General features: G+C 60.9%; 15 protein-coding genes and 2 pseudogenes. 4 read left to right on the top strand and 13 right to left on the bottom strand.

The features are described 5' to 3' along the window. Nucleotides 1-411: 411 nt before the first annotated feature. Entirely contained in the window at nt 412-3,135 is a 2,724-nt protein-coding gene (locus QZT63_RS09420; RefSeq protein WP_290650618.1) for a hypothetical protein, read from the bottom strand. A gap of 211 nt (nt 3,136-3,346) precedes the next feature. Here QZT63_RS09420 and QZT63_RS09415 point away from each other — a divergent pair, with 211 nt between their 5' ends. Continuing rightward, a complete protein-coding gene (locus tag QZT63_RS09415; protein WP_290650616.1) occupies nt 3,347-5,197 on the top strand; it encodes a GGDEF domain-containing protein in 1,851 nt (616 codons plus the stop codon). A 57-nt stretch (nt 5,198-5,254) separates the two neighbouring features. Here the strand turns inward: QZT63_RS09415 and QZT63_RS09410 are convergent, their stop codons facing one another. From QZT63_RS09410 to QZT63_RS09395, 4 genes are read right to left on the bottom strand one after another with little or no spacing between them, the layout of a single operon-like run. After that, nucleotides 5,255-5,686: a nucleotidyltransferase domain-containing protein gene (locus tag QZT63_RS09410; RefSeq protein ID WP_290650614.1), complete on the bottom strand. Its 432-nt coding sequence runs from the start codon at nt 5,684-5,686 to the stop codon at nt 5,255-5,257. A gap of 8 nt (nt 5,687-5,694) precedes the next feature. Further along, a complete protein-coding gene (locus QZT63_RS09405; protein WP_290650612.1) occupies nt 5,695-6,153 on the bottom strand; it encodes a hypothetical protein in 459 nt (152 codons plus the stop codon). Then, on the bottom strand, nt 6,143-7,069 hold the full coding sequence (locus QZT63_RS09400) for a lipid kinase (RefSeq protein ID WP_290650610.1): 927 nt from the start codon (nt 7,067-7,069) through the stop codon (nt 6,143-6,145). Before QZT63_RS09400 ends, QZT63_RS09405 begins: the two co-directional genes overlap by 11 nt. A gap of 46 nt (nt 7,070-7,115) precedes the next feature. Next, nucleotides 7,116-7,640: a YqhA family protein gene (locus tag QZT63_RS09395; protein WP_290650608.1), complete on the bottom strand. Its 525-nt coding sequence runs from the start codon at nt 7,638-7,640 to the stop codon at nt 7,116-7,118. Nucleotides 7,641-8,374: 734 nt separating this feature from the next. Here QZT63_RS09395 and fnr point away from each other — a divergent pair. After that, complete coding sequence (fnr, locus tag QZT63_RS09390) at nt 8,375-9,154, top strand: fumarate/nitrate reduction transcriptional regulator Fnr (RefSeq protein WP_290650607.1); 780 nt, start codon at nt 8,375-8,377, stop codon at nt 9,152-9,154. A 365-nt stretch (nt 9,155-9,519) separates the two neighbouring features. On the opposite strand, the gene QZT63_RS09385 is transcribed toward fnr, so the two are convergent. From QZT63_RS09385 to QZT63_RS09375, 3 genes are read right to left on the bottom strand one after another with little or no spacing between them, the layout of a single operon-like run. Then, nucleotides 9,520-9,747, bottom strand: coding sequence for a DUF3565 domain-containing protein (locus tag QZT63_RS09385; RefSeq protein WP_290650605.1), 228 nt, complete (start codon nt 9,745-9,747; stop codon nt 9,520-9,522). Beyond that, nucleotides 9,744-10,082 (bottom strand): cytochrome c, encoded by a 339-nt coding sequence (locus QZT63_RS09380; protein WP_290650604.1) that lies wholly within the window; start codon nt 10,080-10,082, stop codon nt 9,744-9,746. Before QZT63_RS09380 ends, QZT63_RS09385 begins: the two co-directional genes overlap by 4 nt. Then, entirely contained in the window at nt 10,072-10,392 is a 321-nt protein-coding gene (locus QZT63_RS09375; RefSeq protein WP_290650603.1) for a hypothetical protein, read from the bottom strand. Before QZT63_RS09375 ends, QZT63_RS09380 begins: the two co-directional genes overlap by 11 nt. Before the next feature lie 282 nt (nt 10,393-10,674). Between QZT63_RS09375 and QZT63_RS09370 the strand changes: the two genes are divergently transcribed. Continuing rightward, entirely contained in the window at nt 10,675-11,109 is a 435-nt protein-coding gene (locus QZT63_RS09370) for an Rrf2 family transcriptional regulator (protein ID WP_290650600.1), read from the top strand. A gap of 151 nt (nt 11,110-11,260) precedes the next feature. Here the strand turns inward: QZT63_RS09370 and QZT63_RS09365 are convergent. The 4 genes and pseudogenes from QZT63_RS09365 to QZT63_RS09350 form a co-directional block, all read right to left on the bottom strand. After that, nucleotides 11,261-11,353: pseudogene (locus tag QZT63_RS09365) on the bottom strand (succinate dehydrogenase iron-sulfur subunit); the annotation flags it as partial. Between the two features lie 52 nt (nt 11,354-11,405). Then, nucleotides 11,406-12,077 (bottom strand): iron-sulfur cluster repair di-iron protein, encoded by a 672-nt coding sequence (gene ric, locus QZT63_RS09360; RefSeq protein WP_290650598.1) that lies wholly within the window; start codon nt 12,075-12,077, stop codon nt 11,406-11,408. Between the two features lie 27 nt (nt 12,078-12,104). Beyond that, nucleotides 12,105-12,428, bottom strand: a complete 324-nt coding sequence (fdxA, locus tag QZT63_RS09355) for a ferredoxin FdxA (protein ID WP_290650596.1) — start codon at nt 12,426-12,428, stop codon at nt 12,105-12,107. A 297-nt stretch (nt 12,429-12,725) separates the two neighbouring features. Further along, complete coding sequence (locus QZT63_RS09350) at nt 12,726-13,070, bottom strand: hypothetical protein (RefSeq protein ID WP_290650594.1); 345 nt, start codon at nt 13,068-13,070, stop codon at nt 12,726-12,728. Between the two features lie 21 nt (nt 13,071-13,091). On the opposite strand from QZT63_RS09350, the gene QZT63_RS09345 reads away from it, so the two are divergent. Beyond that, nucleotides 13,092-13,631, top strand: coding sequence for a hypothetical protein (locus tag QZT63_RS09345; RefSeq protein WP_290650593.1), 540 nt, complete (start codon nt 13,092-13,094; stop codon nt 13,629-13,631). Between the two features lie 125 nt (nt 13,632-13,756). Here QZT63_RS09345 and QZT63_RS09340 read toward each other — a convergent pair. After that, nucleotides 13,757-13,987: pseudogene (locus QZT63_RS09340) on the bottom strand (CcdB family protein); the annotation flags it as partial. Nucleotides 13,988-14,112: the final 125 nt, after the last annotated feature.

Here is a 14,112-nt window from a genome sequence, read left to right as displayed (position 1 = left end):
TGCTCGTTGACCTGATTGATCGTTGGGTTGCTCATGGCTAAAACCTCATTTGGTTGCGGATTCTGACAAGGTCTGGAGCCCTTCTCCAACCTTGTTGCGGTGCACTATAGCAGCGGGAATGGTGCGATGCAACATTTTTGTTTTCACCACTGCTGCCGCCGATTGCGCAGACACAACGGCGCTTCCCGGTGTCGCGGATAGTCGGGTTGCACAGACCTCATCGATGGCCTCGATATTGGGCGTCAAACGCAGCGTACTTCGGTCCATGACGATGCGCGCCTTCCATGAGCACCACGTCTGTACCCGCATGTTCGCGCGGCCGCCACCGGTACCCGCCTCAGTGGGCGCGTTCATCGGCACCGCGCAGGTGCGCTATGCTATCTCCGCCGCCTGGCAACAGGGATTGCGCCCCTACTGACGCATCTGCGCGCAGAAACTCCAGCCGTTCTCTGCGCCCCTGCTGTCGCCCTTTTGACATAGCAGCTGGGCCATGCACTCACCAAGCATGCGGTAGCTCTCCCACTGATCCTCGTCGAAGAACTGATCGCTGGTGGGCTGGTGCGGGAAGCTTGGGTGGTTAGCCAGATACTCGGCAAGATCTGCCGGCTCCTTGCCGGTCATGGTGGGCTTGACGTAGACGAGCCAGCGCATCGGCGCAACGCTCTGTGCCGGTTCGTCATCGTAACGGACTTTGGCCAGAGCAAAGTGCTTGTGAGACAGGCAGGGTGAGCAAGGTTGGCCATCAGCCGTCACCATGGTCTCGCCGGTTTTTCGCCGGCGCATCTGATCCAGCGATCCGAATACATGGCCGAGTCCCATGGCCTCGAGCTCGTCGGCATCCAGGAACTCGATGTCGGCGCCAAAATCAATGCGCGCCTTTCGAATCAGGCCGGCCAGGCCGGGAAATGTGTAGTCGGGGTCGGCTTCGGCATCGAGTATGACGATCAACGTGAGGCGACGACGGATCAACTCGTAGCCGCCCAGATTTTCGAAGTGTCCGCCATCCGAGAGATACCAGTGCCGCCAGACTGTGCCCCTGAATCGGGCGAGTATCTCGGCCAGCAGAAAGCTGTAGATAGGAATGACCCGACCCAGCATGCGCCGCCACAAAGCAACCGGCGGCTGGGTTTGCCCCCGGAGTTTCGCGCTCACGCCGGAATCCCACCAATAGCCCAGCCGCAGGTTCGCTAGGCCGCAGAGTACACTGATGGGCAGGCTTGTGCGCGATCCGAGCCCGGTGCTGAAAGCCGCGCCTGAGATCGCCACCAGCGCACCCACGGAAAGCGGCTCCCAGGGGCACGCCCGGGAGCCCGAGCGGGTCGGGTAGGCAAAGGCTTTATACTCCTCGTCGCCGTCCGGGTAGATGGTGCAACACCCGGCCGCCTCGTCGCCCGCGCCCTTATGAGGATCCGGATAGAGTGCGTGGTGCCTCACGCCGAGGCTCATTCCGCAAGGTCCAAAGGCGAGCCCGATTCCCTTGCGATCCCGTCGTTGAATTTTCGATCGACCGTCGATCGTCTCGTTCACCGTGACATTGATCAGGTGGAGGGGGGCGGCACGCCAGGCGGCGCTAGCCGCGTCGATGGGGGGCGCATGGTAGGCGTCCAGCGCGGCGTCGTCCCCCGACACCACGTGCAGCGACGAACGATTGGGTCCCCGGTGCCGGAGTGGATTGGACGCCCCCAGAAAAGCCCGCGTTATGCGTGCCATGTAAAGTGCATGGTGACCCGAGCGGTTGACGAACGCGCGAAGCCGGCCCACAAGCAGGACCACGGCCGCAAGTACCAAGGCTGCATACAGCGCCCTACCGGCGACGTCGCTGGGGTCGGCGGCGTTGTATCGCAGCAGCAGCGCATACCCGTGGCTTATCCCATGAGCGAGGGTGCCTATGACCAGCAGGTACAGGGTCAGCAGGGCCATCGCCAGGCCCCAGGCAACGAGGCTCGTTGGAATCCCGGGTTGTGCCCCCGTTCTTGGCGCCAAGCGCGTGATGAGCTGCTGCGCGGCGGCCAGAACTCCTAGGAGTGTCGCTCCGCCGGCCATCAATCCAGAGAGGGGTGGTGCCTCGTCAGCGAACAGACGCCAGTATAGCGTCGCCCCGGCAGTATCCACGATCGTTATCAGCAGCAGCGCCGCGAATATGAGCAACGCCAGCATGTGCCAGTACGAGACGCGTTGACGCATCTGGCCCGTGTCCTGCGTGGCGGGATCATTCTCGGCAACATTTCCGGAGAGGAGTCGCCGCAGCAGGTGGCGGTCGACCAAGATAGCGGTAAGCAGGGTGAGCACGCCAATGGCGATCAGAGTCCAGGCAAGCAGGTTGGCCGGTGCACGACCGCTGAGCTTGAAAAGCACAATTGCAAGACCGGCCAGGAATACGAGCACGAGCGGTGCCAGTGCGTGCAGTCTCGCCTCACCGGGAGAGACGCCGCGCTGGTGGCCGACGAGCCAGTACGCCCAACCGGTGGGAACCATCAGCAAGGCAATGGCACAGACGGTGGGAACGATGTAGGGGCTGAGCAGTATCGGCTCCTGGATGCGTAACGGAGGAACACGCATCACATCCGTTGCAGCCAGCAGGACATAAGGCAGTTGCAGCACAAACAGCGCCAGCAATACAAACAAGCCCAGCGCCACGTGCACGCTGATCAAATTGCGAAGCAGCACCACGCCACCGAGCACTGTGTCACCCGAGCCGTTGGGGTTGAGGTACTGGGCATTTTCGCGCAGGTAGCGCAGGACATCCGCCCGATAGCCCAGCAGTCGGTCGCGGGCGGGGGAGGAATGGCTCGTCTGGTATGGCTGGGACTCGGGGCCCGCCTCGCCACCGAGCACGTATTCCACGTCGTCGACAGTGTCCAGGCATTCGCGGGTATGCAAGCGCCCGAGGAAAGCGCCGAAATAGCCGCCACCGGAGACCGTGGACAGGTAATCGATGTATCGAATCTGGCGATAGCGGGCCAGGCCCTGGAAAAATCCCAAGGCAAAGGTGGCGCTACGGACGCCACCCCCGGATAAGCCGAAGCCCACGGTGCCTGTGCGCCTGCCGGCCACGCCCGCCGCATCTCGCCGGGCATTGAGACGCGCTTGTTCCCGTTGCCTAAACGCGTCCGGATACGCTCGGCTTCGGTCCACGGCCACTCGTCCCTCGTCGGGGTGTCACCGTTGACACCTATATCAATGGTAGCGAGCAATCCCGAATTCGCCAGGGCTCCCGGAGGTGCCGTCGTCACGCGTTTAATTCAGGGGCAGAGCAATCACAGCGCGGAGGTTGGCCACAGCAGCCCTTGCGGGCGTAAGCTAACCTAACTATGAACACGCGGGTCGGGGTACGGGGCGGTCCGTCATGGAGGAAAGAAAGCACAAGTTCCAGCCAGCCGAAATTCCCGAAAACGAGGAGGAGCGCCTGGCAGACCTTTATTCTCTGCGGGTCCTGGATACCGCTTCGGAACTGCGTTTTGACCGATATACCCACCTGATCGCCGAGCTTTTCGAATTCCCGATCGTGCTCGTCTCGCTGGTGGATCGCGACCGTCAGTGGTTCAAGTCATCCTGTGGCGTCGACAGGCATGAAATCCATCGTGATGAGTCTTTCTGCGCCCATGCCCTGAACCATCAGGACAGGGTTTTCGTCATTCCGGATGCCACTCAGGATTTCCGATTTGCCGACAATCCCCTGGTTTCCGGTGAGCCCTATGTCCGCTTTTATGCCGGCGCGGTGGTACACGGGCCGAAGGGCTACCCGATCGGAACGCTCTGTGTGCTCGATCACAAGCCCCGGCAGTTCAGCAATCGGGAGTGTAACTGGCTTCGTGAGTTTGGGGATCTCGTCGAGAATGAGTTGCATCATATCCATGATTTGAGCCTCCTTCGGGCTTCGATGGAGTTTTCCGCCTACTTTGACCCGCTGACTCACTTGCCCAACCGACGCCTGCTGATAGATCGCCTGCAAAACCTGATCGACTTGAGCCAGCGTGACGGACGCAACATCGTCGTGCTGGTGTTCAACATCAAGGGACTGCGCATGATCAATCAGAGTTATGGCAGCAATGTGGGCGACCGGATACTGGAGCAGCTCGCCGACCGTCTCAGGGAATGCTGTCCCGCGGGCGGAACGGCGGCCCGCCTCCAGGCTGACGAGTGCGTTCTGGTGCTGCCCGGCCCCGGTCCAGGCGAGAACCATGTGGATACAGTCACTGAACGAATCCGTATCGGTCTGGATCGTCCCTTCACCGTGGAGGGGCGCGAGCATTACCTGCACATCCAGGTTGGCGGATCTGTATTCCCGGAACACGGGGTGACACCGTCCCGCCTCATCGAGCGGGCCGCGGCCGCCATCCATGCCCCCGATTGCGAGCCCCGAAGGGGAGTCCGCTTCGTCAGCCAGGCTGATTCGGTGGATATTTCCCATCGCGTGGCGGTTGAATCCCGCTTGCGCCGCGCCACAGACAAGCAGGATTTCCAGCTCTTCTACCAGCCCATCACCCGGCTTAGCGATGGCCGCATGACTAGCCTGGAAGCCCTGGTCCGCTGGCATGACGACGAGCTTGGTGATGTCTCGCCGGCGCAGTTCATCCCGATCGCCGAGGAGACTGGGTTGATTCTGCCAATCGGTCAATGGGTTGTTACAGAGGCCTGCCGCCAGTTGGCCGAGTGGCATCGCAACGGCCAATGCGATGTCCCGGTAGCGGTCAATGTGAGCGCGATAGAGCTCCAGGACGCAGCATTTGCACAGGGCATTATCGACAAACTTGCCTCTGCCGGCATCAGTTCGAGCCTGCTTTGCATCGAAGTCACCGAGTTTTCTCTGGTCAGTCACAGTCGCCACGTGACGGCGAACATGAAGCGACTGCATGAAGCTGGCGTGAAGATTTTCATCGATGATTTCGGCACCGGTTATTCCTCACTGGATTATCTGCGCCGCATGCCCATTAGCGGTCTGAAGATCGACCGCTCCTTCATCGATGGCCTCCCGGGTGAATCCCATGATAAAACGCTGACGCGAACCATCATTGCCATGGCCACGACGCTTGGCCTGAAAACCGTGGCTGAAGGGGTGGAAAACCGCGACCAGCTGGAATTCTTGCGACACGCCGGGTGTGCACTCGTGCAGGGGTTCCTGCTGTCCCGGCCTATCGCTCCCTCCACGATCACGGAGCTGCCCAGACAGCTTTTTGACCCGATGGTCAGGGCTTGAAGACGGCCACCATGAGGGCGCTGAAGACGAGCCTCTTTTCCATGAGTTCGATATCTGTCACGCGAGTGCTCCCCGGCGGTAACGACGGAGATGCGGCAGGAGGTCGAAATACGCGTTGCGGGCATGCACTTTGAAAAGGGCACGGGTGCTTGGCTCGCGGTCCATAAGTAAGTGTCCGTCGCGCAGGACGCGGTGGATCAGATCCACGGGCGCTTTGCGCAGATCGATCGCGTCGACCTCCCGCCCGAGCAGCCGCTCCAGTCCCCCTCGCAGTACGGTGATCGGCCCCAGCAGGCTGCTCCCGCACGCTTCCTGCAACACTACCGCGACGTCTACATCACTGTCGGAGCCCTGATCGCTTCTGGCATGGCTCCCGAACAATTGCGCGCAAACCACCGGCGCAGGTGTGTCTTGAAAGTAATCCTGCAGGGTTGGCAGGAGCGCTTTGGTTCCCATGACAGAAAAACATCCGGCGGCGGTGTCATCCAACCCCGTGCTCATCGTCGATTGGGTGCTCTATCTGCGCAACGACGTCCGCGAAGGCCTGCGACGCCTGTTTTCGCCTGTCCCCTGATGTGCTCGAGTAGTGGTCCGTAGTCGGGTGGCATGGCGAACGTCAATGCCTCATCTACCGTGGCAATAAGCTTCTCTTCATCCTCGATGCGGGCCTGCAGCAATTCCTGCCGTCCCCATGCGGCGAGGTTCGAGGCCAGTGTCTCGCCAAGTTCCTGCAGCGTGTCCAGTTCAGTGTCTGCGGTATCCGCAAGCTCACCACCCTGCATTATCCGACGCCGAAGCTGTTCGGCGAAATCGACACGTTCGTCGGCAAGCTGTTTGAGCAGGGCGCGATCCTCCTCGCGTTCCAGCAGGTCTACGGTGTAATGCAAATGCTTGGCATTTGATTCGCACTGCACGAGTATATCGTTCAGCGCAACAGTCTCCTTATTACGGAACATGGGCTTTTCCCTCGGTGCGTTGTTCAGGGACGATGACAGGCACTACCCCCGCTTCAACATGGAATGAGGCGGGCGTCTTACCAAATGCCTCTCCATCCGCCGTGATGTGATGCGGCCGTCTCGTTATGAGCTCGATGGTATGCCCGCTGGCACGCCAGAGCGTATCTGGCCCCGGCCCACCACGCCAGATGGCGCCCACGGCACGCAGCAGGCGCCAAGGGCCAACCGCGCGAATGCAATAGACATCCAGCTTTCCATCCGCAATGTGCGCCTCCGCGCTCACCGGCACGCCGCCCCCGAAGTAGCAGCCACTTCCCACGGCTACGTGCACAGCCCACAACCGTCGCGAGTGGCCATCCACGTCAATTCGAACCCGGAAAGGTCGATATGTCTTGAGCGTCTGTACCAGGGCCATGGGATAACTCAGCCCCCGCCAGCGGCGTTTACTCTCCTCCGTCACACTGCGTTTCGCCCGCGCGCCAACGCCGACATGGGCCACATTGAAAAAATACCGCTGATTAAGACAGCCGACATCAATACGCCGCACCCGACCGCTGGCAACAACACGGGCCGCATCGGTTGGCTCCAGTGGCAACTCGAGGGTTCGCGCCAGGTCGTTGGCCGTGCCAAAGGGCAAAATGCCGATGGGAGCACCCTCACCCATCAGCGCCGGCAATGCAGCATTCAAGGTGCCATCGCCACCGGCAATCACTACGGCATCGTAGTTTTGTCTGCCGTTGCTGACAGTCTCAATCAGGATGTCGGCATTTTCCGGCGTTTCGATCGTATAATCGCAGCCCTGCTCCTTTAACACTTTCAAGGCTTCGTCCAGGGAGTCGCGTACACGACCGGCGGACGAGTTCGCGATAACCAACACCCGGCGCCGGGAGACCGCAACAGTTCGGTGTTTGGACAAGGTCGTGACACCTCCTCACGGTTACGGCGATGGACGCCGGGTGGTTTTAATCGTCGTCCGCACTTTTGTTCTTTCCTTTTTGCCCAATCCAATCGGCAAGAGCAAAGAAAACCAACGATAACAGCAGTGCCAGATGAATCCCTATTTTCCAGGCCAACTGCTCATTACTGTACTGATCTATAACGAGAAATGCCTTTAGCAACTCCACTGCCGAGATGGCAATAATTGCTCCAAGAAGTTTGATTTTCAGATCGGCGAAGCCGACTGTGCCCATCCATACGGGACGGTCTTCATGCTCACCGACATCGATTTTAGAAACAAAACTCTCGTAGGCACCAAAGACGATTATCAGGAGAAGAATCGCGATGAGTGATGTATCAACAAGTGTCAGAATAGAAATAACGGTGTCATGCTCTGACGGGGTCACAACACTCCATACGAGGGCGCCCAGTTCCGTGGCGAACTTGATAAAAAGGACGACAATACTGATAATAAGGCCCAAGAAAAATGGTGCCAACAACCAACGACTGGCGAAAATCAATGATTCGAACCATTGTTCGATCGTTCTCACGCTCTAGTGTCCTGTCATTTAAGCTGATTGCGTTTCCCGTCCCTGTGCAGCGTCGGGGCGCGGCAGTATAGGGGCGACCGTGAGGCGCAGCGCCTTCCGCGAGAGCGTGTAGATAAACCCAGGCCTTGTCTGGACGGTAACGTACGCAAGTCCTCTGCGAGTGCTCGCGCCACCGTTACCCCGCGAGGGTCAGCTGCTTGCGTCCCGTGGGCTGACCGCTGGGGCAGAACTGGCGGCCATCCGGCCTGTGGATTCCATGACCTCGCTCATTGTGCGCCGCAAGCCGCGAGACCTCCAGGCCGGGCGCCATGCCGGCGTGGGCGAGGGCAACTTCGCTGACGAGACGCTGGAACCCATCGCGGCGTCAGCCCGGGGCGGACACACAGAGCACGCCGCGGTGCTTCACCTGCGCCGGGCGTTGTGGCTGGGCCGGCGAAGAAGTACAACTGCCCGCGCCCAAACGCGTGGTTGCATGGCTGCTGTTCGTGACGCCGGAGGCCCCCTCGCGCATTCTCCGCGAGTTGAGCGCCAGCCGCCTGATGCGCGTTGAGCGGCGCCGTAGCACGCTCAGTGATCTGGAGGGAGCCGTGCGCGCTGACATGACCCGACACCACTATGGAACACTCGGACCAGTACGCAGTCGCTATTATACTCAATGGTTAATCGCCCGATCTCATCCATACTAACCTTCACTTGTCTGTAACAATAATCAGGGCTGCAAGGAGTAGCGCGAGATGGCGGAATGGAAAGCGGACGCGGTTCGCCTCCGGCTGATTCGGGCGACATGCCGCACCTGCAGCCTCAGCGACCTCTGTCTGCCGGTCGCGCTGGAGAGCCTGGACGTGGACGTGCTGGACAACATTGTGCAGCGCCGTCGACCACTTTCGCGGGGTGAGGTGCTCTACCGTGCCGGAGCGCGCTTTGAAGCCATCTACGCTGTGCGTACCGGTGCGGTGAAGAGCATGTATGTTTCCGAGGACGGTGAGGAACACATTACCGCGTTCTACCTGCCCGGCGAACTGGTGGGCCTTGATGCCATCAGCTTCGGCACTCATTCCTCCACCGCCTGTGCGATGGAGACGACCAGCGTCTGCGAGATCCCCTTCAAGGAACTCGAAGACCTCGCCGAGCAGATCCCGGGGCTGCAGCGTCAGCTCCTGCGCCTCATGAGCAAGGAGATCTTCAGCGAACAGGAGATGCTGCACGCCCTCGCCCGGCGCACCGCGGAGCAGCGTCTTGCGATCCTGCTGATCAGCCTCTCCGATCGCTTCTCCAGGCGTGGGCTTTCCGCGACGCGGTGCCGCCTGCCCATGTCGCGCCATGACATCAGCAACTATCTGGGCCTTGCTCCAGAGACCATGAGTCGGCTGTTCCGCCGCTTCATCGATAACGGCTGGATCACCGCCGCCGGCAAGGAGATCTCCCTTGAGGATCCCCAGGGGCTGCGCGCCATGGCGAACGGCGGCACCGCCACCATGCAGCGGGAAGCCGGATGGGCCGATCGTGTGCGGTGAGACGCCGTTCGCGCATTGATCCGCGCCCAGGCACGCATTCGCCCCGGGGCGGCTCGAATGGGCCTCACCTGACAAACGATTCTTGCGGCTGCCACCATCTTGGTGATCCACTCGGTGGATACCGGGCGATCGGGGGCCATCAGCTTGTGTAGCTCCTCGGTCACCCAGCAGTGCAATCGACCTTCTGGTACGTGCCGCACGTAAAGCGCCATGTTAGAGGGGCGGCCGCGTTGGTGATAGAGACGATCGAATCGCTGTCTCACGTCGACCAGAGCCTCATCGGCCATGATAGCGTCCCCGAGATTGACGACGTGCCACGGCACCATGGCCAGACTCCTTCTGGCACATCGTTTCCTCTTCGTCGTTCACAACTGGGTGGGGGGTTCTGGGGTGCGAGAGGGTGGCTCGCCGTCTTCACAGCGCTTGTACCATAACCTGTAGCCCAGCATGGAGGCCCTGCCCTCGGGCGTGGGTGACCCATTGCCGCTGGATCCACGGGGACGATGCCGTACGTGCTGGGTGTGGCCGCATTCAAGGTCCGCTACCCAGTGGTCCTCCTCGTCTGTGTGAAAATCAATGATGGCGCGTCTCATGGCAGGCCCTCTCTGACTGCCGCCGTGTAGCGCGTATACGGTGCCAGAAATCTACTCCTGTCCGGGTGGCGCTCGACCAGCTCCGCATCGACCTCACCGGTATCATTACCCCATTGCGAGCGAACATAGGTGGTCACGGCAGCCACCCCGGCGCTCGAGAGCTCATCGCCGAAGGCCGGCATGACGTGGTCATAGTGATCCCCCCGCAACCTCGCTCGTGCCCTGCAGGCCATGGATTCGCAGGCAATGGACCAGACAAGTGCCAGGAGCGCGACGACCGAAACCACGAAGTTGAGCGCAAGAAGAATGGCGAAGCATGATGCGTTACGTTCCATGGGCTACCTCCGTTGCAGCGGATGCGTCTTGCGGATTGGTCGTGTTCCAGTCGGTAGTGAATCTGGAGGACTTCGCCGGTGTATGGCCACGGGGCAGCGCCCGGATAACTTCTTTCTGCAGCGCTTCGAGGATTCCCGGCGCTGTCTGTGCGCAGACACAAACGTAGGTGTCGACGAGATCGGCCGCGCATCGCCGTTGCACCGACGCGGGCTGGTGCCGACAGACAAGGGACGCAGTGGCGGCGCTGTCGCGCAGCTCGTCCTCGGCAACTGCAAGATTGTAGGCATCTGCGTAACCGTTAACCCTCATCAGTCTTACCTCGTGATTGCAGTGTATGACAACTTAAAAGTGTATTCTAGAAACATTAAAGAATCCAGAGTTTACGAGCCCTAGGTGGTGCGTCTCGGCAGATGCTGAAGGGGCTATCATTTAAGCATGGTGCAGTGCCTTGGCGCGAAGGCACTCGCCGGACTCGTACAGACATCGACGCGCAGTGGTCCATTGGTGCTTATAGATGTATCATGAAGTTATGAATGGCACGCTGGCGAAGCCGGTGTGCTGGTGGCTTTGGTAATCGCTGGGAGAGCGAGCATGGAGCTGACGCAGCACACCGATTACGGTCTGCGGGTCCTGATGTATGCCGCCAGTAATCCTGATCGTCTTGTGACCATGCGGGAGATCGCGCGCGTGTACGGGATATCAGTAGAGCATTTGCGCAAGGTCGTCCACCGGCTCGCGCGTCAGGGATACCTCAACACGGTCAAGGGGCGCGCGGGAGGGATGCAGCTCGGGCGCCCGGCAGAGACGATTCGCGTGGGTGACGTAGTTGAGCTGCTTGAGGAATCAATGGCCATCGTTGATTGCGAACGCCAGCCCTGTCCGCTGCGCGGTGCCTGCGCACTGAAGCGCAGCCTCGAGAATGCGCGGCACGCTTTCCTGGCAGAACTCAATAAGGTGACGCTTGCGGACTTGGCGGCAGACCAGCAGACATCCCGGCGTCTGCTCAAGCTTGCTCTCGCCTCCTGACGTTCGCGCTCCCCAAGCGCAACCGGTTTAACGGGACCACTCGCGCGCTTTCGCCTGCCGGAGATCGCGTGCGTGGAGAGATGCCGGTCCCGGCTCCCGACCCTGGCAATCCCGGGGGCAGTGAGTGTTGACAGGCCCGGCGTGTGGTTGAGATGCGGCGTTCGATCATCAGGTTCTTGATTTGCGCAATGGCTTTCGCAGGGTTCAGGCCCTTCGGGCAGGTAAGTGTGCAGTTCATGATTGTGCGTCCCGGCGGCTGCCCTCGCCTCCGGGGGCGAGGGCAGGGGCGGGGTGAATCAGGCGCTGACCCGTCGGAAAAGGACGTTGTTTTCCAGGTGCACGTGTTCCATGACGTCGGCCACGAACTTTTCAGTGCCGGTGTACAGCGCCTGCCAGGTCCGGCATGCACCTTCCGGTGGCGTGAAGTTGTTGGTCAGGGCTTCAAGCCGGCCGAGCAGCTCGCCGTGCTCGGCATGATCTTCGCGCAACCGACTCAATGTCTCGTCCAATAGTGCATCCGTGCGCGCGCGAATCTGCGGGAACAAGACGGCCTCCTCGTCGCTCATGTGGGCATCAAGCCGCGCATACCCGTCCTCCAGCGCTGTGGTCAGGCCTGCTGGGACATTCGGATGCTCCCGGTGCACGGTCTCGACCTTGCGGGCGAGCCGGATCAGTTCCGGGATTTCCTGGCGGTGTGCCGCGTGGTAACGCGTCTCGATGTGATCCACCAGCTCGGCTGCGGTCATCTCCTCGGCGGTTCCCTCCTCGGAGGTTTCCTGACGTAACGCGTCCTGCAGGAGCTCGGGGTCGAGGCCGCGAGCGGTGGCGGCATCCCGGAGGGTTTTGTCGCCGCCGCAGCAGAAGTCCAGGCGATGCTCCCGGAACACACGGCTCGCCCCGGGGATTCCGGCGGCAAGCTCGGCCAGCGTCCGGCCTGTCAGATCCTGATCAATGGTTTTCTGTTGCATGGTTTACCTCGTCGTTGAAGCGGTGACTCACCGCTCGAGCAGGGGGAGCTTGTCCGGGACGCCGTCCCATTCCTCGGCATCCCCCGGCGCCTCCTTGCGTTCCGTGATCACCGGCCACCGGGCGGCCAGTTCGGCGTTGAGGTCGAGGAAGTGGTCGTACTCCTGCGGTAGATCATCTTCCGAGTAGATCGCCTCGGCCGGGCACTCGGGTTCGCACAGTGTGCAATCGATGCACTCGTCCGGATCGATGGCCAGGAAGTTCGGGCCCTCATGGAAGCAGTCCACGGGGCAGACCTCGACGCAATCGGTGTATTTGCACTTGATGCAGTTGTCGGTGACAACAAAGGTCATGTGACCTCCCGCGGTTGATGGCGCTGATAATCAATGTATACGAGATACATGTTAAAAGCAATGAAAATTTACCCTGCCATTGCCTTGTCGCGCGGCGTACGTTGCGGTGCGTCCCGTTGGGGTAACACCCCAGGACCGTACACCGACACCCCGAGACCGGAATCCGGCTTGAGCGAAGGCCAGCCGCCGGGGGCCAGCGGCTTGTTGCGCGTCCGCAGACTAGGCGGGTCCACTGTCGTCGTGTTCATGGCATCCTGTGTGGTGGCGCTTGCTAATAAATGTATACAAATATCATGTTTAAAGCAAGATCCGACACCGGCTGGGAGTCGAGGGACGCGGAGGGGGGATGTAGAACAGCATCGGCAAGGTCCGGAACTCCGGGTGCAGCGGCAACGCCAGCTCCCACTGCTTGAATAGCCGATAGGCCGGCGAGCGCTGTGCGGCGTCGATCCACTCGTCCGGTAGTCCGTCGGCCCGCGCCTGGGCGACGTTGGCCTCGTCGGTGGGATCGAGAATGAGCTGGCGCTGCGCCTCGACCAGGTCCGCGTCTTCGGCGAGCGCGGTCTCCTGGACGCGGTCCATGTCGTAGAGCACCACGCCGAACGAGCGAATCCGGCCCACGAAGGCCGCACCGCAATCCACGTCACGCTCCCGGATGAGGGAATGAAGCCGGAAGTTCGTGTTCAGTCAATGGATGCGGAGACGATTCAGGAACAGGTGCGCACGCTCGGAGAGAGCGGCCGGTCAGGCAAGCAGTGGACCGACGACGAGACCATTGAGGAGTTCGGACGGGAAGGTGATCCTGTGGCCCTTAGGTTGCTGGAACTGGCCCGCCAACTGAACCCTGAAGGCCCATTGGTCTCTTCAAATGCCCGAAAGACCTCAGCTGTCGGTATCTACGTGCGAGACCCCGCGGCCCAGGAAGCCCCGAAGCAGGCTGCCACGGTGACCGTTGGTTCGCCGGTAATCTACTTCAATGCGCCTTCCCTTGAGAGGCTTGGCGGCGCGGCTCTGGTTGACTGGTATAGAAGTCGCCTGGAGGCGATATTCCCAGGCGATATTGCTGGAGGCAAGGATTCCCCTTCGGTTTCGAAGGAGGCGATTGAGAGGGAATGGGGAGCGATCGAAGAGCTTTTGCGCCAGCTCAGCCGAGGGTCCCCTCTCGCTAAATCAGTGCATCTGTCCGTTCGTCCTCACGACTAGACTAAGAAGCACTTGGCGGGCAGACGGCCGTGAGTGCGGGCGTGGAGATTCTGGAGTCATCGTCGATAACAGGAGGCCGGTAAGGTCAGTGTGGCGCAGGGCTCCGGCCTTGCATGTATGCTGAATCAGACCCCGGTGAACAGCAGATCGAGAGCGTGGATCAAGGCATCGTGCTCGGCCTCAAGTGTGCCGGCGACGCCACCGAGATGGCGGCGTGACACGCCGGCCAGTTCCTGCGTTGATACCACCAGACTCTCGCCGGCGAACTGGACCACCGGGTTGACGCCGCTAAGGGGGCGGGGGAACTCGCTCATACGAATCAGTGGCGCGACGACGACTGTATCAAGATCAGCGAGGAGGTCACTAGTGTCCCGTTAAGTTTTCGAACAAATTCAATTGGTTAGTGGTTTCGGGATCGCTGGTTATGTAATCGCTTAAGGCAAGCGCCTGTTCTAACGGTGTTTTCTCGAACAGCGTCAGG

This window comes from Aquisalimonas sp. (assembly GCF_007120195.1).
Classification (GTDB): Bacteria; Pseudomonadota; Gammaproteobacteria; order Nitrococcales; family Aquisalimonadaceae; genus Aquisalimonas.
Note: the sequence above shows the minus strand (reverse complement) of the source record. Positions and strands in the feature narration are given on the sequence as shown.

Bases quoted from the DNA above. Each gene is read 5' to 3' on its own strand.
- QZT63_RS09415 (WP_290650616.1), top strand. From the start codon at position 3,347: ATGGAGGAAAGAAAGCACAAGTTCCAGCCAGCCGAAATTCCCGAAAAC.
- fdxA (WP_290650596.1), bottom strand. From the start codon at position 12,428: ATGACCTTTGTTGTCACCGACAACTGCATCAAGTGCAAATACACCGAT.
- QZT63_RS09385 (WP_290650605.1), bottom strand. From the start codon at position 9,747: ATGAGACGCGCCATCATTGATTTTCACACAGACGAGGAGGACCACTGG.
- QZT63_RS09405 (WP_290650612.1), bottom strand. From the start codon at position 6,153: ATGTTCCGTAATAAGGAGACTGTTGCGCTGAACGATATACTCGTGCAG.
- QZT63_RS09380 (WP_290650604.1), bottom strand. From the start codon at position 10,082: ATGGAACGTAACGCATCATGCTTCGCCATTCTTCTTGCGCTCAACTTC.
- fnr (WP_290650607.1), top strand. From the start codon at position 8,375: ATGGCGGAATGGAAAGCGGACGCGGTTCGCCTCCGGCTGATTCGGGCG.
- ric (WP_290650598.1), bottom strand. From the start codon at position 12,077: ATGCAACAGAAAACCATTGATCAGGATCTGACAGGCCGGACGCTGGCC.
- QZT63_RS09375 (WP_290650603.1), bottom strand. From the start codon at position 10,392: ATGAGGGTTAACGGTTACGCAGATGCCTACAATCTTGCAGTTGCCGAG.
- QZT63_RS09345 (WP_290650593.1), top strand. From the start codon at position 13,092: ATGAAGCCGGAAGTTCGTGTTCAGTCAATGGATGCGGAGACGATTCAG.
- QZT63_RS09370 (WP_290650600.1), top strand. From the start codon at position 10,675: ATGGAGCTGACGCAGCACACCGATTACGGTCTGCGGGTCCTGATGTAT.